This is a genomic window from Shewanella sp. MTB7, assembly GCF_027571385.1.
In the GTDB taxonomy this organism is placed as follows: Bacteria; Pseudomonadota; Gammaproteobacteria; order Enterobacterales; family Shewanellaceae; genus Shewanella.
Genome location: NZ_CP085636.1, coordinates 6055001 through 6078725 on the forward strand (window position 1 = coordinate 6055001; position 23725 = coordinate 6078725).

Sequence of the window (23725 nt, forward strand, 5' to 3'; positions counted from 1 at the left end):
TGAACCACCGACCTCACCCTTATCAGGGGTGCGCTCTAACCAGCTGAGCTACAGACCCATTTATACTTGCAGCCTTATTTATCGCTTATCGCTTTAAACAAGAGTACGTCGTCTAAACAGACACGTATATTTCTGCTCTTTCTTTCTATCAAGTAATCTGTGTGAACACTCAAGCACACGGATGTGCTGTGTGCAATAAACGCACGGATGCAGTTTATTGCCAACTCAGGTATTGAGTTAGTCGTATAGGTAAGGAGGTGATCCAGCCCCAGGTTCCCCTAGGGCTACCTTGTTACGACTTCACCCCAGTCATGAACCACACCGTGGTAAACGCCCTCCCCGAAGGGTTAAGCTATCTACTTCTGGTGCAGCCCACTCCCATGGTGTGACGGGCGGTGTGTACAAGGCCCGGGAACGTATTCACCGTAGCATTCTGATCTACGATTACTAGCGATTCCGACTTCACGGAGTCGAGTTGCAGACTCCGATCCGGACTACGACCGGCTTTGTGGGATTAGCTTGACCTCGCGGCGTTGCGACCCTCTGTACCGACCATTGTAGCACGTGTGTAGCCCTACTCGTAAGGGCCATGATGACTTGACGTCGTCCCCACCTTCCTCCGGTTTATCACCGGCAGTCTCCCTAAAGTTCCCGACATAACTCGCTGGCAAATAAGGATAAGGGTTGCGCTCGTTGCGGGACTTAACCCAACATTTCACAACACGAGCTGACGACAGCCATGCAGCACCTGTCTCACAGTTCCCGAAGGCACCAAGCTATCTCTAGCGAGTTCTGTGGATGTCAAGAGTAGGTAAGGTTCTTCGCGTTGCATCGAATTAAACCACATGCTCCACCGCTTGTGCGGGCCCCCGTCAATTCATTTGAGTTTTAACCTTGCGGCCGTACTCCCCAGGCGGTCTACTTAATGCGTTAGCTTGGGAGCCCAGTAACTAAGTTACCAAACTCCGAGTAGACATCGTTTACGGCGTGGACTACCAGGGTATCTAATCCTGTTTGCTCCCCACGCTTTCGTACATGAGCGTCAGTCTTTGTCCAGGGGGCCGCCTTCGCCACCGGTATTCCTTCAGATCTCTACGCATTTCACCGCTACACCTGAAATTCTACCCCCCTCTACAAGACTCTAGTCTGTCAGTTCCAAATGCAATTCCCAGGTTGAGCCCGGGGCTTTCACATCTGGCTTAACAGACCGCCTGCGTACGCTTTACGCCCAGTAATTCCGATTAACGCTTGCACCCCTCGTATTACCGCGGCTGCTGGCACGAAGTTAGCCGGTGCTTCTTCTGCGAGTAACGTCACAGCTATCGTTTATTAAACGACAACCTTTCCTCCTCGCTGAAAGTGCTTTACAACCCGAAGGCCTTCTTCACACACGCGGCATGGCTGCATCAGGCTTTCGCCCATTGTGCAATATTCCCCACTGCTGCCTCCCGTAGGAGTCTGGACCGTGTCTCAGTTCCAGTGTGGCTGATCATCCTCTCAGACCAGCTAGGGATCGTCGCCTAGGTGAGCCATTACCTCACCTACTAGCTAATCCCACCTAGACTCATCTAATCGCGAAAGGCGCTCTCGAAAGTGCGTCCCCTCCTTTCCCCCGTAGGGCGTATGCGGTATTAGCAGTCGTTTCCAACTGTTATCCCCCACGACTAGGCAGATATCTAGGCATTACTCACCCGTCCGCCGCTCGACAGCGAAAGTAGCAAGCTACTCTCCTGTTTCCGCTCGACTTGCATGTGTTAGGCCTGCCGCCAGCGTTCAATCTGAGCCATGATCAAACTCTTCAATTAAAGTTTTTTGTTCTACTCCGTTAGAAGTAAAACGGCTCAACGAATTATACTGTTTTTCACAAACCCGAAGATTCATGAAGTTCACATATTATTGCTCCGTAACCTCATTTTCCCGAAAGAAGTTGAAGTCCGTTGCTATGGTCACTCAGTGGTTCATTGAGTAAATTTTTGATTGCCTCAAAAGAGACAATTTCGAATAACTCAACACCTGTGAGTGCCCACACAGATTACTTGATAAATTGTTAAAGAGCGTTGCACTTACTAGTGCAGCCGTGACGCTAGGTCGTTGGCTTGAGGAGGCGTATTCTACACTCTCCGTGGTTGGCGTCAAGCGCTTATTTTAAGAAGTTTTTCAAGCGATGCATTCTTATACAGAAGAGTTACACTCTCATATGTAAGGCACATCTACGAACCACTTAAATCGCTTTCAACCCGATGAATCATCATTAGATATTTCATCGTACTCTCACATTACATTAGACTATAAGCCTGCTGCGTTGTGTCAGTGGTTGCGCATTATAGGGATGCCAGCTCAGAGCGCAACCCCTTTTTTTACTTTTGCGTTTACTCGCTGAACTTTTATACACCCTTCTCTTATTTTGTCGAAATTACCCTCAGTTTAAGACTGCATCTTGCTATATTTATCCCTTTGATGAAGTATTAAGTTCATTTTTTCGGCAATAGACTAGTGTAATGGTAAATAATTCATTACCATATACCTGCTATTAACAGTTATTTATCAATTCTTCAGAGATCATATATATGCAAAAGCCATTTCTTATCGTTTTGATTATCGCCATAGTAGGCGCATTCGCGTTCACTCAGTTCGCAGACCTTGAGGCTGCAATCGCTTTCTTCACTGGTGCTATTATTGCAAGCGTTGTATTTGCACTTCAGGGCAAATCATCTCCAGCCGCTAACAATGCCGCAAGCGTTGAACAATACTCAGGTCCAACTATGACACTTTATGTTGGCAACTTGCCTTATCGTGTACATGAAGGGGAAGTAAAAGAACTTTTCGGAAAATATGGACCAGTCAACTCTGTACGCCTAGTACGAGATCGCAAGACTGGTCGACGTAAGGGTTTTGGATTTATTGAAATGTCAGAGGCTGGGGCGGAGAAAGCAATGAGCAAGCTCAATGAGTTTGACTTCCAAGAACGTACGCTTAAAGTCAGAGAAGCTAAATCACAAGATGCAGAAAAAAGTGAACGTCAAGAAGCAGATGCTTAATCCTGACTTCATTTAAAGATAAAATCATTAGTCAGTTTGGACTTTCGATATACTTGAAAAACCAAATTCGACTAATGACTTTTTAAGCCCTTCCTCTATATCCTGCGTATACAGTGCATTCATCTCTTTACTATTAATACTAATTTTACTTACACCTCTCCCGACTAAACTAGATACACGTGCCGCAACCGCTTTTCCTGAATCGAGCAGCAATACCTCATACCCTAAATATTCCTGTATCTCAGCTTTAAGAATTGGGAAATGAGTACAACCTAAAACTAACGTATCTAAAGCAGAAGCTTTAATAGGATACAAGAGTTGAGATATCTCCTCTTGCAGAATAGCTTTACCCGCCGCTTTTTTTTCCGCCAGCAAAACCAATTCTGATGAACCAAATAACTCAACCCGACAACTACTGGCAAACTGTTTAATTAAGCTATGTGTGTAACTTCTCTGAATTGTCCCCGGCGTCGCAAGTAGCCCTATATGTTTAGCCTGAGAATACAAAGCCGCGGGCTTTATTGCTGGGACGACACCAACAACAGGGATGGTTAACGTCTCCCTTAATACAGGTAAAACTAAAGTGCTTGCCGTATTACAGGCTATCACTACTAAAGAAGCACTAACTTGTTCGACAATTGCAACAATAAGCGACTTGCAACCATCCACCAACTCCTGTTCTTCGAGTTCACCATAGGGTAAACGAGCATTATCGAACAGATAGCAGTAGTCTTGATCAGGCAGTACTTTCCTAATTTCATCTAAGATAGATAACCCACCGACTCCTGAATCGAAAACAACTATAGGTCCCGACAATGCTTATCTCCGTTATTCGTTAATATTAGAATTTTCACACAAGAATCTGAAAATCGGAAGCGAGAAACTGGACTTCCTTGCCTGCTAGTATAATAATTCGGTCCCAAAATAAACTCGCTATTGAGTGTATGGATACTAAAACAGCGATAAGTAAGCACTAAATAACGCCACACAGTGGCATAAATAGACATGCGTAGCAGATCTATTAAACCAAGGGTGATCAATAAATGAATTTAGCAGCAATGGATCCTACTACCTATGATGCGCAACTCGAAGAAAAACGTATCAGATTGGAAAAGATATTCGCTGACTTTGATACACCGAATCTAGAGGTATTTAGTTCTGAGCCCGCTCATTACCGTATGCGTGCAGAATTCCGTATCTGGCATGAAGGCGAAGACATGTATTACTACATGTTTGATAAAGCACTTGATAGTAAAGTTCGTTGTGATCAATTTCTACCAGCCAGCCAATTGATCAATGACATGATGCCAGCGCTTATCGCAGAATTGAAACATAATACAGTACTTAGACATAGACTGTTTCAGATTGACTTTCTCTCAACTCTCAGCGGTGAGATCTTAGTCTCTTTACTTTATCACAAGCAACTTGATGAACTGTGGCAAACAGAAGCTAAAATCTTAAAAGAGAAACTAGCCAGCAAATTTAACGTCAATATTATTGGTCGAGCACGCAAACAAAAACTTATCTTCGATAAAGATTTTGTTATTGAGTCTCTGCTAGTTAAAGGCGAACAGCTACAGTATCATCAGATTGAAAATAGCTTTACTCAACCAAATGGCAAGGTTTCCGTTAAGATGCTCGAGTGGGCTATCGATGTAACCAAAAACAGTACCGGCGATCTACTGGAACTCTATTGTGGTAACGGTAACTTTTCAATCGCACTTGCGCAGAACTTCGATCGTGTTTTAGCCACTGAACTTGCTAAACCTTCAGTTGAGTCAGCACAATACAATATCAAGATAAATGCCATTGATAATCTGCAGATTATTCGTATGTCAGCTGAGGACTTTACCGATGCGATGGCAAAGAAGCGTAGTTTTAGACGTTTAGAAGGGATTGATTTAGACAGCTACAACTGCAATACCATCTTTGTCGATCCACCACGTGCGGGTATGGACCCAGACACCGTGAAATTAGTACAAGGCTATGAGCGTATTATTTACATCTCATGTAACCCTAATACCCTTATCGACAATTTAGGTGAATTAAGCAAAACTCATAACATTACTCGTTTTGCACTATTCGATCAATTCCCCTATACAGACCATATGGAATCAGGGGTTTTCTTAGAGAGAAAATAATACTGATTGATATAAATTTTACTTAGAAACACAAAAACCAGCGGCGAAAAGTCGCTGTTTTTTTGTGTTATTTATCAGAAGCTATTTATGGTTCAACCCACGACAGGACAGAATTACCGTTTATCCATCTTCAGTTGCAGCGCCTCTGATCCCATGGCTACCATGCGAAGTTGTATCACTAATCTATCAGCCAGAATTTTTCGATCAACACGTTTCATATCCAATGCAGCCGCGCCAGCATTAAAGACGAGTGTAACTAGCGCTTCAGCCTGCGCATGAGCCAGCTCAGGACTACGCTTTGCAGTTGCTTCGGTGTAATGAGCTAATTCAGAGATAAAATGTTCGATTTCACGAGCAACTGCAGCACGAAATGGTGCAGAGGTACCGGATCGTTCATGCAGCAAGATTCTGAAGACATTAGGGTTAGATTCCAACACTTCCATGAAGGTTTCAACCGAGATCCGTATAACACTCCCACCCGCTTCTGCACGCTGACGACCTTTACGCATCAATTGACGTAGCGTTAACCCTCCTTCATCGACCATGGTGAGTCCTAGCTCATTCATATCTTTGAAATGACGATAAAATGAGGTCGGTGCAATTTTAGCTTCGCGTGCAACCTCACGTAAACTCAGGCTAGAGAAGCTCCGCTCAGCATTTAATTGGTTAAACGCTGCATCGACTAATGCCCGACGCGTTTTCTCTTTCTGCTGTGCTCTAATGCCCATCATGGCTTATCCGCAAACTAAGTGTGATCACGAGATAATACATTTTTTGATACCAAAACGCAGCTCTTAGATCACCTTTCTAACTTGACCAATTAAGTTTCAGCAGCTAAATTAGCTTACAGATGTACGCTCAAAGTTTAACTGGATAATAATAATGACAAAACCCCCACTCATTTGGACAAATGTAGCACTTTTCACCATCACCTTTCTTGGCGCAGTAATACTCGTTCCTTGGTATGGATTAACCTATGATTATGGCTTATATGAATGGATTGCATTCATAGGTTTTGCCTTTGCCAGTGGTCTATCAATCACTGCGGGTTACCACAGACTCTGGTCTCACAGGACTTACAAAGCGAAAGCACCTGTTCGCTTTTTGTTTGCTCTAGGCGGTGCTCTCGCACTACAAAACAGTGCACTGCATTGGTCATCAGATCATAGAGTGCACCATAAACACGTCGATAATAATGACAAAGATCCCTATTCGGCGAAGATGGGGTTCTGGTATAGCCACATAGGTTGGATGCTTAGAGAGTACCAATCCCAACGTTATCACGATTATAAAAATGTCCGCGATCTACAAAATGATAAGATAGTGATGTGGCAGCACAAATATTATTTAACCTTAGCACTGCTAATGAATATTGCTCTGCCTGCATTTATCGGTTGGCTCAACGGCGATATTCTAGCCATGCTACTCATGGCTGGTTTATTAAGACTTGTCGTCGTGCATCACTGTACTTTCTTTATAAATTCCTTAGCCCATGTTTGGGGAAACCAGCCTTATACTGACAAGAATACCGCCAAAGATAATGGTTTTATCGCCCTTCTTACCTATGGTGAGGGTTATCATAACTTCCATCATATTTTTGAAAATGATTACCGAAACGGTATTCGTTGGTGGCAATACGATCCAACAAAGTGGTTAATCAACACCTTAAACTGGTGCGGATTGGCTAAAGATCTGCGGGTAACGCCTCAAGAGCGTATAGAGAGTGCTAAGTTACAGATGCAGCTTAAACAAACACAGAATCGCGTCGCCTTACTTCCCGATGGTGATGAGGTGCTGGAGATGCTTGAAACAGAATACGCACTGCTTAAGGCGCATCTTGCTGAATATTATTTAGCGAAAAAAGAGCTGCTTGAAGCTAAACGCAAGCAACTTGCCAACCAGCATCTCATGTTACAAGTTGATGAATTGAAAATGCGTTTCCAAACACAACAGAGAAACTGGCAACTGTTAATGGCCTCCTACGCTTAACCCATTAGAATGAGGGTATCTTTAACCAGATAGCCCTCATTTTTATATCCCGAATGACTTTACCTGCGACAGCTCTTACTCACTGAAACCCTCTCCTGATTGAAGTGGCTTAACGATAGGTCTATCATGGCCGATTAACCGAATCACTATGGACTTTGTGCCAATGTTACAATCAGACATCAAACTTACCGAATACAGTCATGGCGCAGGCTGTGGTTGTAAAATATCTCCACAAGTCCTCAGTACTATACTGGCATCTCAGCTACCTGTTTTTGAAGATCCTAATATTCTCGTTGGTAATCAAACCCGAGATGATGCCGCCGTATATAAGCTCAATGACGAAACAGGGATCATTAGCACTACCGATTTTTTCATGCCGATTGTCGATGACCCTTTTACCTTTGGCCGTATTGCAGCCACTAATGCCATTAGCGATATCTATGCCATGGGCGGCACCCCGATGATGGCCATTGCGATCTTAGGTTGGCCTATCAATATTCTTTCGGCAGAAATCGCACAGCAAGTTGTCGATGGCGGACGTCAAGCCTGTGCTGATGCGGGTATAATGTTAGCTGGCGGCCACAGTATCGACTCTCCAGAGCCCATCTTTGGCCTCGCGGTATCTGGGCAGATCCCACTGAGCGAGCTAAAGCAAAATGATACTGCGAAATCTGGCGATAAACTCTATCTGACTAAACCATTGGGCATTGGCATTTTAACTACCGCGCAAAAGCAGAAGAAGATTGCAGCTGAAGATACTCAAATTGCCGTAGATGCCATGTGTCAACTCAATAAAATTGGAACATTAGTAGCCAAGCTTCCAGGCGTGAACGCGATGACTGATGTCACCGGATTCGGCTTAGCCGGTCATCTAATTGAGATATGTCAGGGAGCGAAACTTAATGCTCAAATTTCAGTCCCTGCATTACCTTTACTTGCTAAAGTTGATAAATATTTAGAGCTAGGCTGTATTCCCGGTGGTACCCATAGAAATTTCGACAGTTATAGCGAGTTCTTACCTCTGCTAACCGACACTGAAAAGGCGATTATCTGTGATCCTCAAACCAGTGGCGGCTTACTTATCGCTGTATCTAGCAAAGCTGAAAGTGAATTAGTTGCGCTACTGGCGCAACATGATATCACCACCAACTGTATTGGCACGCTGACAGACAACGAGCAGTTAACTTTAGTGGAACTGATCTAATGAGCAGCCATATCATCCCTAACACCGCTTATAAAGAGATCATGCTCAGTGATCACCCTATGATCGATGTTAGGGCACCGATTGAGTTCGATAAGGGCGCATTCCCTTCAAGCACCAACCACCCTTTAATGCAAGATAGCGAACGCCAACGAGTGGGGACTTGCTATAAAGCACAAGGTCAAGATGCGGCTATTGCATTAGGACATACCTTGGTTAAAGGAGAAGTAAAGCAGCAAAGGGTAGACGCTTGGTTAACGTTTATTAAGCAAAACCCTAATGCCTACCTATGTTGCTTTCGTGGCGGTTTGAGATCTCAACTGTCACAGCAGTGGATAAAAGAGGCTGGAACCGATATCCCTTACGTCGAGGGAGGATATAAGGCGATGAGACAATACCTTATCGACACCATAGACAATACTCCAGCTAAACAACCGGTTTTGATCCTCAGTGGGATCACTGGTAGCGGCAAAACAGACTTCTTGCTCCAACGTTCTGAAGCGGTCGATCTAGAAGGTTTTGCACATCACAGAGGCTCCAGCTTTGGTCGCTATCATGAAGGGCAACCTTCGCAGATTAACTTTGAAAACCAACTGGCCGTAGCTCTGCTTAAGCATCAAGACAGAGGCGAGAAATGTCTGCTGCTAGAAGATGAAAGCTTTTTGATCGGGCGTTCCGCAATCCCTAAAGCTTTTTATGCCGGTATGCAAAGTGCTAACATTTTAGTGTTAGAGGAGCCTGAAGAAACCAGATTATCCCGTCTGTTAAATGAATACGTACACAAGATGCATTCAGGTTATGTCGAACGATTAGGTGAAGAAGCAGGCTTCAGCGCTTTTAGTGAATACCTGAGCCAAAGTATCACTAGCATAAAGAAGCGACTCGGTGGACAGCTCCATGATGAGTTTCAATCAATCATCTCCCACGCACTAAACGTTCAACTGCAGCAAAATACGACAGAAGCTCACCTAGCGTGGATCTCGCTGCTCTTAACTCGCTATTACGACCCGATGTACCAATATCAACTTGAGAAAAAGCAGGCTAGAGTCATATTCAAGGGCTCACACCAAGCGATGCATGAGTGGCTAGATGCCTATAAAAAATAACCGCTGAAATAATAAAGCCCTCTCTTGAGGACTTTATTGCACATTACAAAACAGTAACTTACTCTAAATATCAATCAGTTAAAGCAATTTGGTGACACTCAGTGTCACTAAATGTCACTGTATTTGGGTCACAATGTGGACAGCGGGTTAAGCTCCATTGCTTCATTTAAATAGTCTGGCGATAAGTGGGCGTAGCTCATCGTCTGTATTATTGTCGCGTGTCCTAATATTTTTTGTAGAGTTAAAATGTTTCCTCCACTCATAATGAAATGACTCGCAAATGTGTGTCTAAGCGCGTGCGCTGCTTGTCCTTTCGGGAGTTCAACGTCAATACCTTTTAAAGTGTGATAAAACTCTCTATAACAAGATTTGAACAGTGGACCGCTTTTCCCTGTATAGATCTCTGCTAATAGTTCGGGCCGAATGGGTACGGCTCGGTTTTTTCCATTTTTAGTGTCAATGAAGATAACTTTACCTGCTACCAAGTTCGCCCCTCTAAGGTTTGCGGCCTCACTCCATCGTGCACCAGTTGCAAGACAGAGTTTAGCGATTTTTAACGGATCACCGCTTAGCGCATCGAGCAGTAGCTTTATTTCATCTTTGCTCAGGAACCCCATTTGATGTGCTGGCTCTTTCAGTTTTGAGAGTCCTTTTAAGGGGTGCTCACAATTCAATTTACCTGCAGTGATCAGCGTAGTAAAAACCCCGCTTAATCTGTTGTGTATACGATTAATGGTTGATGCTTTGATACCACTTGCTAACTTTGTAGACCGATAATCCATAAATAGATTTTTGGTCACTTGATATGCCTTGGGTTGTCCAAGTTCTTTATCCAGCCGTTGCAAGTGTCTTAAGTCATTTGATCCACTTTTGAGTTGTTGTCCGTGATAATGGAACCACGAATCGATCAGCTCAGATAATGGGATTTTTGATTTTGGTTTATCAATCCAATCATGTTGATTTTTTTCAGCTATCAACCAACGTTCAAATTTAAGCGCCTCGCCCTTGGTCTTAAATTTTTTCCTGTATCTTTTTCCATTTCGTCCACTAGGACGGCAATCGACCTCGTAACCGTTAGGGGTTGGTTTAATAGACATTTAACTGCCCTCCCCATCGGTAAAATGTTACAGCTAATTTAGTTATGCCTTTTTCTGTATATTTTCTGTTCCAGAAATTAATCCGCACTTCTCTTGAGTTGAAAAAGCCGGGCTGATTTGTCCGGAGTTTGGTTCAACCTCACCAGAAAGTAGCCACATTGTGTATTTCCTGAATACTTTATGTTTTGTCATTGCCATAAATAATTCACCTGAAGGCTTATTTCGTTCTGCGATATATTCTTCAATTCGACCTCTTGTAACGTTCATTTCTTCCGCAAATTCACCTTGTGTGTATCGTTCTTCTTTAATTACTGACTTCAATCTTTTACCAAAAGACATTTGCTTTCCCCTAAAAAGCATGGAATAATCCATGAAATTCACATGAAAGACACCAAGCATCACTCGGTGTCACTAGGTAACTTTTCAGGATACAACAAATGAGAAAGGAAATAGAGAGTCGGCCTGTAATTAACCTGCAACCAGACATGCTTCCGTTGACAATTGAGGCTTACGCATCAAAGACGTCGCAATCAGTGAGAGCTGTCAGGGGGCAAGTTGCGCGAGGGCACTTACCTGTTATTCGTACAGATAGTTGTGCGAGTGTTTATATCAATCAAGCCCAGATGATTATGGCATCACTGGAATCTGCTGGGTGGGATGTGAAAGTCACAAGCAGGGCATATTCGCTATGACAAACATTCAAAACGACATACCAGAAACACCAAGCCCATTTGATACAGCTAGGGAAATAATAGGCCGGAGCCATGCAGCAAGTTTGTATGCCCGACTTACCGAACAGCAAAAAGCCATGATCTTGTTTGGCGCAAAGCTCAAACCAAGTTTGTATATCTCAAAATCAATAGACGAAATGACCTATGACGAACGCGAAGAAATAAGACTGTCGATCATCGCGCTAGGCGAAATTAATCACATTTTTGGCGGGGGTATGTTGAGTCGTGAACAGTTCAGCCACAAACCCAAGAGAAACACTAAAACACAGGCGTAAAAAAGCCACTTCAGCTGTAACTGAAATGGCGCATCAATTCATAACTTTAGGAACTATAAATATGACAAACGAGATCTTAGCAGTTGAACAACCTGCTTGCAATCATGCATTTGTTCCCGCTATCAAGTGGGAGTTCGACTTAACCAATCAACTGCATCTCGATATGCGTCGGTTAATGGCCGATATCTATCAACGTAACGTTGCATCGTTAAGCAATTGTAATAATCGCTCAAATTATTACGGTGGCATGGCATACGGCCTATCCCGTGTATCCAAGGATGTCCTCAAAGATAATATTTTACGTGTCTTATGCCTTGATTTGATAGAAACAATCAGTTTGCAAGATGCGCTGCATTACGAACTGAGGAGTTAAGCCATGGCTAAATTATTCTTAGTTACCCACGGCATTGTCACAGTATCCAGTCCACGCTGGAATGTTAACTTTCCCGTTAAACAAGTTTGTGTCACGTACACGCCTGATAATTACAACGGCTGGGCCATTGCTCAATATGTCGATTCAAGTGAGATTGGTGAATTCAATCAGGAACGCGCGAATACCTTTGCACTAGACGCCGAATCTAAGCTGCGTATCCCGCTAAGGGATCCAGCATGAATCTTCTGAACTCAGTCAGCAACTATCCTCCACGGCCAAAAGCAAAACTTAGAGATAAGCCAAATGAAGCTATTCGTCATCAATTGGCTTGCCGCCGAAGAATAGCACTCATCAAAGAAGCTAGAAGCCTTGGTATCAGCGTTTCAGAACTAATCGGAGAAAAGTCATGACAGAAAAAACAATTGTTGCCATCAAGTTTAAGACGAAGCGCAGTAAATATTTCATTAAATGGACGGCGCATGGTTGGGGATTCGCACACACATTGGTTGGCGCAAGCTTATATGTAAAAGACTCCATTCTATTTAATAACGTCTTAGTAGAGTTTAAAGAAAAAGGCGTGGAATTTTCAATCGTTGAAATTGGTGAAATAAATACCTCTAGAGAGCAATCATGAGCAATAAAAAGATTTCCTATTTTATTTCCCATCTGACTTGTATTAACACCTCAGTTAACGATTGCAAAGGCATACTTGAGTGTGAATTAAGGCTTGATCCGCAAAGCGCGCTGCTCGCCGCAACAAGTGCCCTCGAAGAGTTAAACAGTAGGGACCAACCAAGCCATACTTCTCGCAAGAAAGCACTGCAAACCATCATAAATAAAGCCAATAAATTACTGGCTGGCCGCAAGGAGCAGCGATCATGAAACTCGTCCCTATCAAAGTAACACAAATTAAAGCGGTCCCTGCTTTTATCATCACATGCTTAATTTGTGGAGGTGAATCTTATGTATTAGAGGTTGGAAATGTTGATCAAGTTATCAATAAAGCCACTGCGGAGGGTTGGTATGGGTTTGAATCGTCAGATGAAACTTGTTCAACAGCCTGCCCGTCATGCGTCAGCTCCAAGCATTTGAAGGCGACAGAAAAAGAACACGCCTTAATAAAGAAATTGAGAGAGTCTGACTGGGCATATTGCGTCATCACGCCGGGAACTAGAGTGGCTATCCAAATGTACGACCTTTACAACGGTTGCTATTTCAATGGTTGGCACCATGAAAAACCAGCTACCTCTATATCCGTAATTAAAACATTCTGTGCGGATGATAGTGATTTATTGATCCAAACCGCGGCCAAACTTAGAGATATGCACGTGTCATTCGCCATTGTTGAAGTTAGCAACTCTGGAGAGCCATCATGACTACCTGTGAAAGTAATATCGAAAGCACCTATGCCGTTGAAATAGCCAAAAAATGGATATCCTCAAACGCCATCATTCTTGATACAGAAACGACAGGTCTTGAATGGGGCTGTGAGGTTGTCGAGGTTGCCGCTATTGAGTTGGCCACTGGCAATATCCTCATGAACACGTTGGTTAGACCTACTCAACAAATTCCTGATGACATTATCGCTATTCATGGCATCACTAATGACATGGTTGAAAACGCACCTGAATTTAATCTTGTATTAATAGATCTTTTAGAGGCCACTCTCGGGCGTGAAATTGTTGCTTGGAATGCTTCATTCGATTTAAAGCTATTGCTATCAACACTGCATATCACCATGCCATTCACCGTTGAATGTCAATTAGTCCCATGCATACGGCAGCATTCAGATAACACGAATCGTTGGCACTGTGCCATGTTGAATTATGCCCAATTCGGGGGAGATTGGAACAACGCCTATGGTGAATACAAATGGCATTCACTCGACAATGCAGCTAAGCAAATGGGGATTGAACTCCCATCTACACGCCATCGTGCGCTTGAGGATTGTCAATTAACACGTGAAGTGATTCTCAAAATGGCCGCGGTCAATAACGGTAGGAGCCCATTCTGATGAGTAACTTAACTCAAGATACAGCTGAGCATATGTTAACAACGGGCAAAAAATACACTGCCGCAACACTTGCTATGGAGCTAGGAATATCAACACGTCAAGCATCTGCGAAACTATATAACATTAGAGAAAGTCGAAAATATACAACAAAGCAATCGTCTCTACCCCGTCGAACGGTAAAAGTAATCTCAATATCAGGTAGAAAGTTACCAGCATCACAGTTGTGGGCTTTAGCCATATTTGGGAAGTCAGCCTCATGAATAAGTCAAAGATAAGACTCGGCAACATGACGCAACTGCAAATGCGTCAATGGTTGGCACTGAATGACGCCATAGGGTTTAGCCATACATTCCTAAAGTTAAGCCTAAGCAAGCGAGGCTTAACTGAAGCTGTCGCGGTCGACCTAGAGGATTTTGGTTGTGCAAGGCAACATAGCAGTTTGGTTATTCACTGTGTGAATCATCATAAATGCACAGGTTGTAACGGTTACATGGGAGATAGCGTGTGATAAACAATCCTGAATTTAGGCACCTTATTAAACACTACCGTCACTATAAAATTCAATTGCGCTACGCAATAAGCATTTATCGAGGTGAACGTACTGTTGACTCTGCACTCGACATGGCAGTGGCACGCGGCGCCCTTGAGTGTCTTTATTCTCAAGCGCTTGGTAAAGGTCTATTAAACCTCGCCAAAGGCATTCAAAGAACCATTAAAGCCGCCACGCGCTATGTTGAGCACGAGTTGTAATGCAAGCAAGATTAGCGCTATCGCCTACTATATCGGGACCTAAATACCCCCCGTTGTTTTCAAACACTGAGCAATACCCACTTGAGGGTAAGGTGTGTCTGTTTAAACCAAACAGCACACCCGCTCACCCCGTCAGCGTGCTGTCAGATAACCAGTATCAAGAAGGACAATATGTCTATGGTTTTGGCACCGCAGACATTTCAGCTAATACCAATGTATACCAAGCACAAGCGGCTGTTATTGGCTCGCTAGATGAGCACGCTTCAAACCATGCGGTATTCAATCGCAATCGTGATTTGCGCTTGCGCGATTAAGGCACCTACCCAATAAAATTCGCATCAGCATTTCAGAAGAATATCAGCGCCGGCTAACCAATAAAGACGGCATTGCAAACATACGCGGCGCCAATATTTACCTTAGAACCACGACCGAGTTTATTAACAAGGTGTGGCTTAAATACCCGTTTCACAATGCAGGTAGCTTCTTTAAAAAAATCACATCAGAGCTTCGTGAAGATGTACCTAAAAATGTTGACTTGGATAAAGACGATTTTATACGAACGACTCACTTAGGCGGCTTTGAGTTAATTCGGTATCGCAAAAGCAAGCAAATGAAACAGGTTGCAAATCGTCTCGCTTTAATCGCGCTTGATGAAGTAAAAGACGCGGCCACTCACAACAATGGTGATATGGCGTTTCTGAAAGCCTACGATGCAGCGGCCGCGATTTGTCAGCAATGGGATATTCCCCCGCCCTATTATGCCGCGGTAAAGATCGACTTCATTATTCCAGCGGCCGAGTGTGCCATATTGCGCATGACGTGCCCTAAGTGGTGGTTAAAGAAACTATCAAACTTGCGCGACAGATGCACTGAACACATGAACATCGCCGCAGGACTTGTCAATGAGGGCAGCCCATACATAAGCCGTGACAGCTTCAATGAATGGTGTGAGCAGCAAAAAAGCGGCCTTGAATGGTTAGAAAGTACGATGATTGAATCTGAATCAGGTGTGATCATCCCTCTGATTGATGCTGCAATGTCAGGTACTGCCAATCCAAAAAACCGCTTTGTTGAAATGGTGGTTAGGGCGCGAGGTCTGGAGGAAGTCGCGGAAGACTTAGGCTACATAGGGTTTATGGCTAACATTACCGCGCCAAGTAAATATCACCGCAACTCGAAGAAATGGAATGCAGAAGATCCTCGCTATGCTCAACAGTTTTTAGTGAAGCAATGGGCGAAGGTCCGTACCGCCCTTACTAACCTCAAAATAAAATTCAAAGGGTTTCGTATTGTGGAGCCTCATAAAGATAGTACCCCTCACTGGCACATGATGATCTTTGTGCATCCAGATACCGCCGAAACAACACAAGAAATTATAACCAAGTACGCGTTTGAAGTGGATGGCGACGAGGACGGTGCAAAAGAGCATAGATTAGTCTTTGAGCCTATAGACAAAATCAAAGGCTCAGCTACGGGTTATCTCATCAAATACATAACCAAAGGTATCAGGGGCGAACATATGCAGGGAGAGCTAGATCTTGAGTCTGGACTCCCTATTGAGGAAGCCGCTAGAAATATCGCATCTTGGGCGAGTCGGCACAAATTACGTCAATTTCAGTTTTTTGGCATGAAGTCTGTCTCCGCCTGGCGAGAGTTTAGGCGGATAAAGGAATGCCCTCAACCTGTTGAGATAGAGCTAGCGAGAGCAGCTGCTGTCAATTCCAACTGGAAAGAGTTTGAGGCCGCGCTAGCCGTTAACCCAATCAAGCTAGATTACGAAAAAACAGAGTGCGGTAATGAATACGGTGAAGAAACCAAGCGAGTCATTGGCCTGTGGTATCCCAACAAAAAGCATGACGGCAAGCAAGACATACGTTCATTGATCACCCGTGGTGATAAATGGACTATTCGCGCCATGGATAGTGATGAAAAAATTAATTACAAGAAGCTAAAACAAGAGCGCTTAAAGGTCTTCAAAGAAAACGCACAACTTAAAGAAGCTTACGACGACACTAGAGAGCAATGTAAAAATAAATTGATTGGGCTAGCTAAAAAGAAAGAGGCTGCAAAAGGAAAAGAAAAGGAATTGTTCCAAGCACAAATAGAGAGCCTTAAAGCCACTGACACCGCCCTCATGAAGCCGACACTAAAGGCACTGCCTAAATGGAAGATGAGCCAAGGCTCTAGCTCTAAGAGCCGCGGCAGCGGTGAAACTAGGACTTGTAGGAATAACTGTACAGACTCCATTTCAAGCCGGCCAAAAATCGAAATGTCAGATACAACTCTGAGGTATTTAGCCTCTCACGGCGTCGAACATCCTCACTCACTGGAGCTATTAGCTAACGGTTTACGAGTTTTCACTGACGAGGGTAAGGTCTGGTGGTTCAGTGATGGCCAACTGCAGTTCGAACGACTGGTAGATGCTGAAAATAGCGAGTTTGAATTTTTTTAATACATAGGAAGCGAACAAATGACTACACCATTTGATAAATGTCCCACTTGTGGTGGTGACGCTATCGATAGATCTAACTTTTGGGAGTCTTCACCTCCTAATGGGCGAGAGCTTGAAGAACAGATGCACCGTGTTCGCAGGGCAATTAGAAAGTATTACCTTGCTTTGGATAATGGTCAACATGGTGGGGTGGCACAAGACAAGGCATTTGAAGAAATACAGGAAGTGTTAAATATGTACTTGGTGCGAGGCGAAGTCACCAGGCTTTTAGACACTCACCCGCAACTAAATCCATTTTATGAATAATAGGAAGCTTTAGTATGAGAATAAAACAGCAATTAAGAAATGCGCTCGCAATAATTGAACAAATGAAAAATAAAGAGTGGAAATTTATCACGATTCATATGAGTGGTGATGAATGGCCAGAATGTTTTGTAGCGAAAAGAGGAAAAGATAGTTTATGGGTGGCAAATGGAATGTTTTTTTGTGCAATCAGCGATAGGCCGTGGGAATTAGGTATTTTTAGGGTGCTGGTTTGGTTCTTCGGGGCTAGGCAAGGACGTCGAAAGGCCATTAAGGAAGGGAGAGGTCAGGTATCCAATCTACGAGAATAGTCATGTTTAGTGGGGTTTATTCTTGAATGTGAGCGATTAGTCATTTTATAAGTAACGGGAAGCCTTAATATGAAAAAAATCAACTGGAATGTCATGTCTGAATTAGGACTAGTTGAAAAAATAAATCGAGAAATTTTACACCCGCTAGGCTTAGCTGTGGCATATTGCCCACACACGGGGTTCTCTGAAAGTATACTTATCGCTGATGATGGTATCTGGGAATATGGAAACATAAAAAGCGTAATTGTAAGCGACGAAGAAATTAGAACATTCTTAGAGGAGATCGTGCATAAGGAGTCAGTTGAAGAGTCTAAGGCCATTGCTATAGAATGGCGGGATCCAGAACCCATTCAAAAAATTCAATTAGCAGCGTTTATTGTTGAGCAGTTGATTGCAAAAATTAGGATCGAAAATCTAATAGTCGATCCTACGCACATTTTAAAAATGGCCGTAATTGCATGTGAAGATGCAGAAACAGGCCTTCCCAGAAAAAACTAAAGCAGGCATTTTGAGTTTTTTTATTTTTCGCAAAAATCCCATATTCTAAAATTATTATCTTCAACATAAAAAATTCCTTAATTGCACTGATGGCAATTAAGGAACAGATAGATTTAGCATCTAACTTATTGATAATAATTAATTTAGTTGGTGCTCGTTGTTTTTATAAAAATCACCTTAAATTTCTCTGCAAATTTTCAGAGAATATTTTTAACATTTAAAATCAATCTGTTATCTTTTTGAAATACGTTAAAACGCACTGTAGTTAGCGCCACTAATTGCCATTTGTGCAATTAGTGGTGAAACCAATTTATCGAGAAAGCCCTTATACGGCGCATTCTGGCGGCCTGTTGGCAATGTTTGCTTAATGGCAAAAACAACGTACAAAGAGCCCCAAAGTGTGGTGGGGATGAGTGCTTTTTTATGAGAATTTATTTTCTCATAAATATTTTCTCAACAAGGGATATGTCGTGGTGAGTGGTAACGACTAAGGCTGCATTGGTAAACTTTTGACAGGAACTGGTCATGTTTGCGTTCATGTTGGTCACGTTGGAAAATTATTTACCAGTCAAAAAAAAGCGAGTCAGCAAATTGCTGGCTCGCTTTTTTTATGAGAATGATTCTAAGAAAGGATGTGTTTTAATTCGCCGGCTAATGCATCGGCCTGTGAGCCTTGACCTGAAATGACGGCCCCGTTAACTGGAAGACTTGTCTGCCCAAGCGGTGAGCTATGGTTGTGACTATGGCTATGAGATGCGACCGCGTTAGCTAACTGGCTCACACACTCAATCAGCTTGTGCAATGTCTCGACCACATCCACTGACTCGTTACCAATACGAACGCTTCCCTTCTTCACTAGAACATCAAAGCCGGACTTGTTTAAGGTTAGGTGCCCCGCCTTGTTAATCACGAACGATAAGAGCTCATCGATAACACTTTGACGTTTACCCGCTATATTCTCGTTTAAGTCTGTGCCAGTGGTTAAGGTGAGGCTTTCTAGTGCTGATAGTTCACCGTGGCCCAGCGTAAGCAGTAGTAAAGCGCCTAATGCTTCTAGGCTATAGGTTCCGCCTACCTCATGCTCTGAATGGGTCTGCGTCTTTGTTTTTCTCGATAGACGCTTAGTTATTGAATGCCCTGTCTTTTGATTATGCGCTCTCGATGACTCATTGATAGCGCTGTCAGTATTGAGGTTGATATTACCTGCATCATCTAGGCGAATACTGACACCTTGGCGGCTTTGCATAATGGCTTCGCCAGGCTTAATACCTGGCAGTGTTAACCCATACGGCATCACTTTATCAATGTACGGCTTATCTGGCATACCAAATGCAAAGCATACCGTCACAATGGCGCCTATCTCGGGCAAATGTAGAAAACCCCCATTCATGGACAAAGAGCCCGCTATCGCAATATTGTGCATCTCAGGAATTTTAGCCTCACGGCCTTGCTTGGTCAGCACCTTAACGCTTGCGCAATAACGTGGTCTAAAAGGATCGGATAAGTCTCCGTCGTTTGGGGACTCATTGATTTTAGTTAAGCGGCACCATATTGGGGTGTGCCAACCATTTGCGATCTCTGGATAATGTTTTTTTATTAGACGGGCTATTTTGTCATCCATGTGACCACCATCGTATCTTTGTTAAGTTGAATGTTTCTAATGCGCTGGCCATTGACTATCGCGCCTGGTCTTAATGCCGGAATAAGAGGGAGTGTAGCCAAATCCATTGAGGCGTTCTCTATCATCGATGTGGGCACCGGAAGGTTCTTATTCGCCCATAGTGAATCGTCCCAGCTACCAACAAAAACAGTGCCATTGCCTTGCTGTTGCCATACGTAGCGGTCAATATCAAAGACTGCGCCTAAACTGTCCATTAACGAATAGCCGTTGCCATGGTTTGTAATACAAGGCGCAGGCGTGACTCGATATGCCTTATCGGGGATAACAAAATCTAACCCTGTCTTTGCATTCAAACCATTCAGCACATCTTCAAGGGTGGCATGCTGTAAAAATACGGGCATATTATGTCGCATCATGGCACTGAGTTCTCTGCAGAAGATGGAATACGTTTGCTCATTGATTGCCCTGTAGGATTCAACATACCCAGTGAACCACCTTGTCAGCTCACCATTAAAACCGCACTCATAAGCCATTATTTGGCCTATTTTTGGCTCTATGTCAGTAATGATGCTTGCCGTACCAGGATTGCGAAAACTTAAGTAACAGGTTGCACTAATGCAGTCGCTTTCTGCATTGCCTATGTATAGGCGTTCATTGTGTTTCATTTATGCGACCACTTCCTCTGATGGGGTATCGATTACCTCACTAGATTTAAGCGCTTCATCAATGTATTTCAATACAGAAGCAAATCCCGTCAATTCAGTATTCGGTGGAATATCGTCACTGTTGACCGCAACAATACTATCGCCACCGCCTTGTTGTTTGGCTGCCTTAATGGGCTCTCTTTGGGCTTTTCGCTCAGGTACTGACAATTGCTCTCTCATGTTAAATGTCACCATCCAGCCTTGGGTGTCATCAAGCTCTGTAACATTGAGTTCCCCGACAAATTTAGCTTGATAGAGCTTTATGGCGCGAGCAGCATCATACCCAATTCGATAAACCTGACGAGTACCAGTCGTGGCGTCGGTGGATTCTGCAAGCGTCGTTATCCTAGTCAACCATTCAGCGTTCGCGAAGGGGACAACTAAGCTCACGGTAAGCTCTTTTGCTTTCGTCCCTGTTTCAGCACTTTCAGTGCCGCTACCTTGACCGCTTAAATCGCTATCGCCAAATGACATTTTGATAGCAACTTTTAGTTCTTCACCAGGTACGAGTTGATTGTTGAGTTGTAGTGTCATAGGCTTAGCATCTCATTTAAAAATACGATGGGATCACGACTCAGTACGACTAATATCGTGCTGTATGGTTGATTATCGGTATCAAAGCGTTGTAATTGTCCAGCCATATCATGCGGTGTTCCAGATAGCCGCTTAGCGTAAACCTCACCTTTAAACAGCTGTTGTAATTCACTTATACACACTTGCATTGCTTCAAGTTGCTTGGATTGCTTTGCTGCTAGGGCGTTAAGACGCTCAATGGGTGACATTGCATTACTGGCAATTGATTCTGCGAGTGATATCCCCTCAAGCAGTGTGTTATTGACGGCATAAAGTGGAGACACTAATCCTCCATTTAAATGGGTCCAATAAGGGCTAGGCTTGATGTTTGGGATTTTCATTTTTTCAACATTCAATATTGCTCTTTTGCTCGCTAGGTTGTGTAGTGCAACCCAATCAGGAAAAGGCAATACATCAACAACGCCTTTCAGCCTTGATGCAAATAGCGATTCATCCAACCCTGTGATAACCATTGCAACGCCGTGATGGTATCCATTAATTTCTAGGGCGTTAGTTAATCTATCCGCTAAAAGCCCTGTTCCCGCTTTAGCGGAAAGCATTCCATTTAGGCCAATTCCATATTGATAAGGGGTTAGGCATAAACTAACCCCTGAATATAGGAGTTCTTCTACGGTATTTCTTTGCTGTCCCAACGGCGCTGCAGTGTCACACAAGGTAGACTGGGTATGGAGAGGGTCTTCAAGGCCGAGCAACTTATTTGAGTTACGCTCTATTTGTGCTGATAGTTCAGTTATGAATGAAGATACCAACTTACCTGTGTTTATCATTGTTTCTGGGGGAGTAATATTCATTTAGATACCAAGTTGTTACTCTAAATAGTCAACGTCAACATGGATTTTATACGCCCATAGCCGTTGATTGAAATGAACCGTCAACCGAAGTCCATCTCAAACCATTTATTTTTATTCCCTTCGACTTTATAAGTCGCGTTTGGTTGTACCAAGAAGTAAATACCAACACTAACTCCTCCAGTGCCATCGTCACGACTATGAGCCACATGTACATCGTTAACGTATGCATTTAAGTAAGGATCACTACTCACTGGCCCACTGAACACAGATACGACTCGAACTCTATTGTCGTTGTTATATGTTACGCCCACATTCCTGGAAGTTGAAACATCATGGTAGCCAGTGGCGGTTATTTCCCCTGCCTTCTTATACGCCGCCACTGCTTTGTCATACGCTTTTTTTACGCCCTTGGTCGTTGCATATGTAGAGGTGCTTGCGTCATCAACCTCGCTCGATGCCCCCCAGTTGTGAACCCACCTGAGCCCTACTTGTGCCGGCGTATGAGCGTCGCTGCTTGCTTTGTGGTTATCGATGTTGTTTTCATTGCCGTCCACTCTCGTCGTCAATTGCGCTAGCTTGGTAAACACGGACTGTACAGCGCTCCCCGTTTGAGTCAGCGCATCAGCCACTTCTTTAATGGTATCGAGTGTGGCAGACGGCACTCCCCCATAAATATCCGCTTTAATTTTATCGGCATAAGCTCTTGCCGCAGCTAAAATACCGGGCTTATTAAGCGTTTTAGGCGTGACGGCTTTGCTGCTATTCATGGCAGCATCAACTTCCGCTTGAGAAGCAATGATAATCCCCCCTAACTCCCCCTCTGTTGCATCGTTAAGGTTGTACTGTGGGTGAGGATCTGAATTTTCGTCACCATGCACTTCTCGCCACGTTGCAGGCCTTAAATCCACAATATCAACCAACGTATTAACTCTTGCTATAGGGTGCGCGTAATACGTCACACCGTTAATCAATTCACTTTCAGGTAATGAATCGGCAAGCTGTAGCGCGGTTTTTACCCTCCATTCGCTATTAAGGCCCCCTTCAAAGCGTGCAACGAGGAAAAGCATTTTAGGGAGGGGCACACCGGCTAAATCGACGACCTGTTCAAGTTCGTTGCAACAACGCAACCCCTTTAGGTACCCAGTTCCAGGTTTAATCGTTAATGTGCCGCTATTGGGCTCGGCTTTCCAGCCGTCACCCATAAATGACGCATCACCATAAACGTCCATATTTTCAAGTCTTGGGCGTTCGTCCATGGCGATTAATCGACGAGTGAAGTCAAGCTGCCACACGTCAGCAGTAACATGAATTTGCGTTAACACTGACGCATTCGTATACGGCGTGATAATGTTGCGCGTTAGCGTGTCACCCTCGATACCATTTGATATGTCTGCGGCGGTTTTAGTTTGCTGATTAACATGTGAAATAGAACCTACAAAGTTCTTTTCACTGTTAACGAGCCCCACCCAGTTAAAATCCCACGTTCCTACATCCGTCCCAAGAATAATGGAATACACCACCGCATTAGGGTTAATCATCCCTTTTTGAGTAACGGGAAAGCGTCCCACGATTTGAGCGTCTGGTGGCAACTCTTCATTTAAATCAATTGGTGCATCTGGATCTTGTCCTGGCACCAGTGCAAAGATAAACTCATCCATGATGATAGGAACGCCGTATGCTTCACATTGCGCTTTATAGGCCGAAAAGGCGTTAGTTAAAATTGTCTGGCTCATAAT

Annotated in this window: 31 protein-coding genes, 1 tRNA gene and 1 rRNA gene (1 of these 33 only partly in view); 22 read left to right on the plus strand and 11 right to left on the minus strand. The window is 43.7% G+C overall.

The genetic code is table 11. From position 1 onward, the window contains the following. Both HWQ47_RS26400 and HWQ47_RS26405 read right to left on the minus strand, forming a co-directional pair. Positions 1–58 (minus strand) — tRNA-Ile (locus HWQ47_RS26400) (it extends 19 nt beyond the left edge of the window). 192 nt (positions 59–250) lie between these two features. Further along, a 16S ribosomal RNA gene (locus HWQ47_RS26405) occupies positions 251–1805 on the minus strand. A 762-nt stretch (positions 1806–2567) separates the two neighbouring features. Between HWQ47_RS26405 and HWQ47_RS26410 the strand changes: the two genes are divergently transcribed. Beyond that, positions 2568–3038 carry an RNA recognition motif domain-containing protein gene (locus tag HWQ47_RS26410; protein ID WP_269968899.1) on the plus strand — a complete coding sequence of 157 codons (471 nt, stop codon included), beginning with the start codon at positions 2568–2570 and terminating at the stop codon, positions 3036–3038. A 27-nt stretch (positions 3039–3065) separates the two neighbouring features. Here the strand turns inward: HWQ47_RS26410 and murI are convergent, their stop codons facing one another. Then, positions 3066–3854: a glutamate racemase gene (gene murI, locus HWQ47_RS26415; RefSeq protein WP_269968900.1), complete on the minus strand. Its 789-nt coding sequence runs from the start codon at positions 3852–3854 to the stop codon at positions 3066–3068. A 227-nt stretch (positions 3855–4081) separates the two neighbouring features. Between murI and trmA the strand changes: the two genes are divergently transcribed. Next, complete coding sequence (gene trmA / locus HWQ47_RS26420) at positions 4082–5179, plus strand: tRNA (uridine(54)-C5)-methyltransferase TrmA (RefSeq protein WP_269968901.1); 1098 nt, start codon at positions 4082–4084, stop codon at positions 5177–5179. Between the two features lie 113 nt (positions 5180–5292). On the opposite strand, the gene fabR is transcribed toward trmA, so the two are convergent. Next, positions 5293–5907: an HTH-type transcriptional repressor FabR gene (fabR, locus tag HWQ47_RS26425; RefSeq protein WP_269971867.1), complete on the minus strand. Its 615-nt coding sequence runs from the start codon at positions 5905–5907 to the stop codon at positions 5293–5295. Positions 5908–6061: 154 nt separating this feature from the next. Here fabR and HWQ47_RS26430 point away from each other — a divergent pair, with 154 nt between their 5' ends. The 3 genes from HWQ47_RS26430 (at position 6062) to mnmH (ending at position 9475) form a co-directional block, all read left to right on the plus strand. Continuing rightward, entirely contained in the window at positions 6062–7168 is a 1107-nt protein-coding gene (locus HWQ47_RS26430) for a fatty acid desaturase (RefSeq protein WP_269968902.1), read from the plus strand. Positions 7169–7331: 163 nt separating this feature from the next. After that, positions 7332–8372: a selenide, water dikinase SelD gene (selD, locus tag HWQ47_RS26435; RefSeq protein WP_269968903.1), complete on the plus strand. Its 1041-nt coding sequence runs from the start codon at positions 7332–7334 to the stop codon at positions 8370–8372. Continuing rightward, the gene (gene mnmH, locus HWQ47_RS26440; RefSeq protein WP_269968904.1) at positions 8372–9475 is read left to right on the plus strand and encodes a tRNA 2-selenouridine(34) synthase MnmH; all 1104 of its coding nucleotides are present in this window, start codon (positions 8372–8374) and stop codon (positions 9473–9475) included. The genes selD and mnmH overlap by 1 nt, the downstream gene beginning before the upstream one ends. Positions 9476–9603: 128 nt before the next feature. Here mnmH and HWQ47_RS26445 read toward each other — a convergent pair whose 3' ends face one another. Continuing rightward, on the minus strand, positions 9604–10572 hold the full coding sequence (locus HWQ47_RS26445; protein WP_269968905.1) for a phage integrase: 969 nt from the start codon (positions 10570–10572) through the stop codon (positions 9604–9606). Positions 10573–10614: 42 nt separating this feature from the next. Beyond that, positions 10615–10911, minus strand: a complete 297-nt coding sequence (locus tag HWQ47_RS26450; protein ID WP_269968906.1) for a helix-turn-helix domain-containing protein — start codon at positions 10909–10911, stop codon at positions 10615–10617. Positions 10912–11009: 98 nt separating this feature from the next. On the opposite strand from HWQ47_RS26450, the gene HWQ47_RS26455 reads away from it, so the two are divergent. The 17 genes from HWQ47_RS26455 to HWQ47_RS26535 all read left to right on the plus strand — a co-directional run bounded on the left by HWQ47_RS26455 (position 11010) and on the right by HWQ47_RS26535 (position 18279). Next, complete coding sequence (locus tag HWQ47_RS26455) at positions 11010–11264, plus strand: hypothetical protein (RefSeq protein WP_269968907.1); 255 nt, start codon at positions 11010–11012, stop codon at positions 11262–11264. Then, complete coding sequence (locus HWQ47_RS26460; protein ID WP_269968908.1) at positions 11261–11578, plus strand: hypothetical protein; 318 nt, start codon at positions 11261–11263, stop codon at positions 11576–11578. The genes HWQ47_RS26455 and HWQ47_RS26460 overlap by 4 nt, the downstream gene beginning before the upstream one ends. A 61-nt stretch (positions 11579–11639) precedes the next feature. Continuing rightward, positions 11640–11951, plus strand: coding sequence for a hypothetical protein (locus tag HWQ47_RS26465; protein WP_269968909.1), 312 nt, complete (start codon positions 11640–11642; stop codon positions 11949–11951). A 3-nt stretch (positions 11952–11954) separates the two neighbouring features. Then, the gene (locus HWQ47_RS26470; protein ID WP_269968910.1) at positions 11955–12191 is read left to right on the plus strand and encodes a hypothetical protein; all 237 of its coding nucleotides are present in this window, start codon (positions 11955–11957) and stop codon (positions 12189–12191) included. Further along, positions 12188–12361, plus strand: coding sequence for a hypothetical protein (locus HWQ47_RS26475; protein WP_269968911.1), 174 nt, complete (start codon positions 12188–12190; stop codon positions 12359–12361). The genes HWQ47_RS26470 and HWQ47_RS26475 overlap by 4 nt, the downstream gene beginning before the upstream one ends. Beyond that, the gene (locus HWQ47_RS26480; protein WP_269968912.1) at positions 12358–12585 is read left to right on the plus strand and encodes a hypothetical protein; all 228 of its coding nucleotides are present in this window, start codon (positions 12358–12360) and stop codon (positions 12583–12585) included. Before HWQ47_RS26475 ends, HWQ47_RS26480 begins: the two co-directional genes overlap by 4 nt. Next, on the plus strand, positions 12582–12833 hold the full coding sequence (locus tag HWQ47_RS26485) for a hypothetical protein (protein ID WP_269968913.1): 252 nt from the start codon (positions 12582–12584) through the stop codon (positions 12831–12833). Before HWQ47_RS26480 ends, HWQ47_RS26485 begins: the two co-directional genes overlap by 4 nt. After that, on the plus strand, positions 12830–13327 hold the full coding sequence (locus HWQ47_RS26490; RefSeq protein ID WP_269968914.1) for a hypothetical protein: 498 nt from the start codon (positions 12830–12832) through the stop codon (positions 13325–13327). The genes HWQ47_RS26485 and HWQ47_RS26490 overlap by 4 nt, the downstream gene beginning before the upstream one ends. Then, entirely contained in the window at positions 13324–13965 is a 642-nt protein-coding gene (locus HWQ47_RS26495) for a 3'-5' exonuclease (protein WP_269968915.1), read from the plus strand. The genes HWQ47_RS26490 and HWQ47_RS26495 overlap by 4 nt, the downstream gene beginning before the upstream one ends. Beyond that, entirely contained in the window at positions 13965–14225 is a 261-nt protein-coding gene (locus tag HWQ47_RS26500) for a hypothetical protein (protein ID WP_269968916.1), read from the plus strand. The genes HWQ47_RS26495 and HWQ47_RS26500 overlap by 1 nt, the downstream gene beginning before the upstream one ends. Further along, complete coding sequence (locus HWQ47_RS26505; RefSeq protein ID WP_269968917.1) at positions 14222–14473, plus strand: hypothetical protein; 252 nt, start codon at positions 14222–14224, stop codon at positions 14471–14473. Before HWQ47_RS26500 ends, HWQ47_RS26505 begins: the two co-directional genes overlap by 4 nt. Continuing rightward, the gene (locus HWQ47_RS26510; protein ID WP_269968918.1) at positions 14470–14715 is read left to right on the plus strand and encodes a hypothetical protein; all 246 of its coding nucleotides are present in this window, start codon (positions 14470–14472) and stop codon (positions 14713–14715) included. Before HWQ47_RS26505 ends, HWQ47_RS26510 begins: the two co-directional genes overlap by 4 nt. Next, positions 14715–15029 carry a hypothetical protein gene (locus HWQ47_RS26515; protein WP_269968919.1) on the plus strand — a complete coding sequence of 105 codons (315 nt, stop codon included), beginning with the start codon at positions 14715–14717 and terminating at the stop codon, positions 15027–15029. The genes HWQ47_RS26510 and HWQ47_RS26515 overlap by 1 nt, the downstream gene beginning before the upstream one ends. Before the next feature lie 296 nt (positions 15030–15325). Next, a complete protein-coding gene (locus HWQ47_RS26520; protein WP_269968920.1) occupies positions 15326–17167 on the plus strand; it encodes a replication endonuclease in 1842 nt (613 codons plus the stop codon). An 18-nt stretch (positions 17168–17185) separates the two neighbouring features. Continuing rightward, positions 17186–17473, plus strand: a complete 288-nt coding sequence (locus HWQ47_RS26525; RefSeq protein ID WP_269968921.1) for a hypothetical protein — start codon at positions 17186–17188, stop codon at positions 17471–17473. Between the two features lie 14 nt (positions 17474–17487). Next, a complete protein-coding gene (locus HWQ47_RS26530; protein WP_269968922.1) occupies positions 17488–17781 on the plus strand; it encodes a hypothetical protein in 294 nt (97 codons plus the stop codon). A gap of 69 nt (positions 17782–17850) precedes the next feature. Continuing rightward, positions 17851–18279, plus strand: a complete 429-nt coding sequence (locus HWQ47_RS26535; RefSeq protein WP_269968923.1) for a DUF7415 domain-containing protein — start codon at positions 17851–17853, stop codon at positions 18277–18279. A gap of 622 nt (positions 18280–18901) precedes the next feature. On the opposite strand, the gene HWQ47_RS26540 is transcribed toward HWQ47_RS26535, so the two are convergent. The 5 genes from HWQ47_RS26540 to HWQ47_RS26560 form a co-directional block, all read right to left on the minus strand. Beyond that, a complete protein-coding gene (locus HWQ47_RS26540) occupies positions 18902–19900 on the minus strand; it encodes a hypothetical protein (RefSeq protein ID WP_269968924.1) in 999 nt (332 codons plus the stop codon). Beyond that, complete coding sequence (locus HWQ47_RS26545; RefSeq protein WP_269968925.1) at positions 19885–20565, minus strand: hypothetical protein; 681 nt, start codon at positions 20563–20565, stop codon at positions 19885–19887. Before HWQ47_RS26545 ends, HWQ47_RS26540 begins: the two co-directional genes overlap by 16 nt. Beyond that, on the minus strand, positions 20566–21138 hold the full coding sequence (locus tag HWQ47_RS26550; RefSeq protein ID WP_269968926.1) for a baseplate complex protein: 573 nt from the start codon (positions 21136–21138) through the stop codon (positions 20566–20568). After that, on the minus strand, positions 21135–21989 hold the full coding sequence (locus HWQ47_RS26555) for a hypothetical protein (RefSeq protein WP_269968927.1): 855 nt from the start codon (positions 21987–21989) through the stop codon (positions 21135–21137). The genes HWQ47_RS26550 and HWQ47_RS26555 overlap by 4 nt, the downstream gene beginning before the upstream one ends. Positions 21990–22069: 80 nt before the next feature. Further along, positions 22070–23722, minus strand: coding sequence for a phage tail-collar fiber domain-containing protein (locus HWQ47_RS26560; protein WP_269968928.1), 1653 nt, complete (start codon positions 23720–23722; stop codon positions 22070–22072). Positions 23723–23725: the final 3 nt, after the last annotated feature.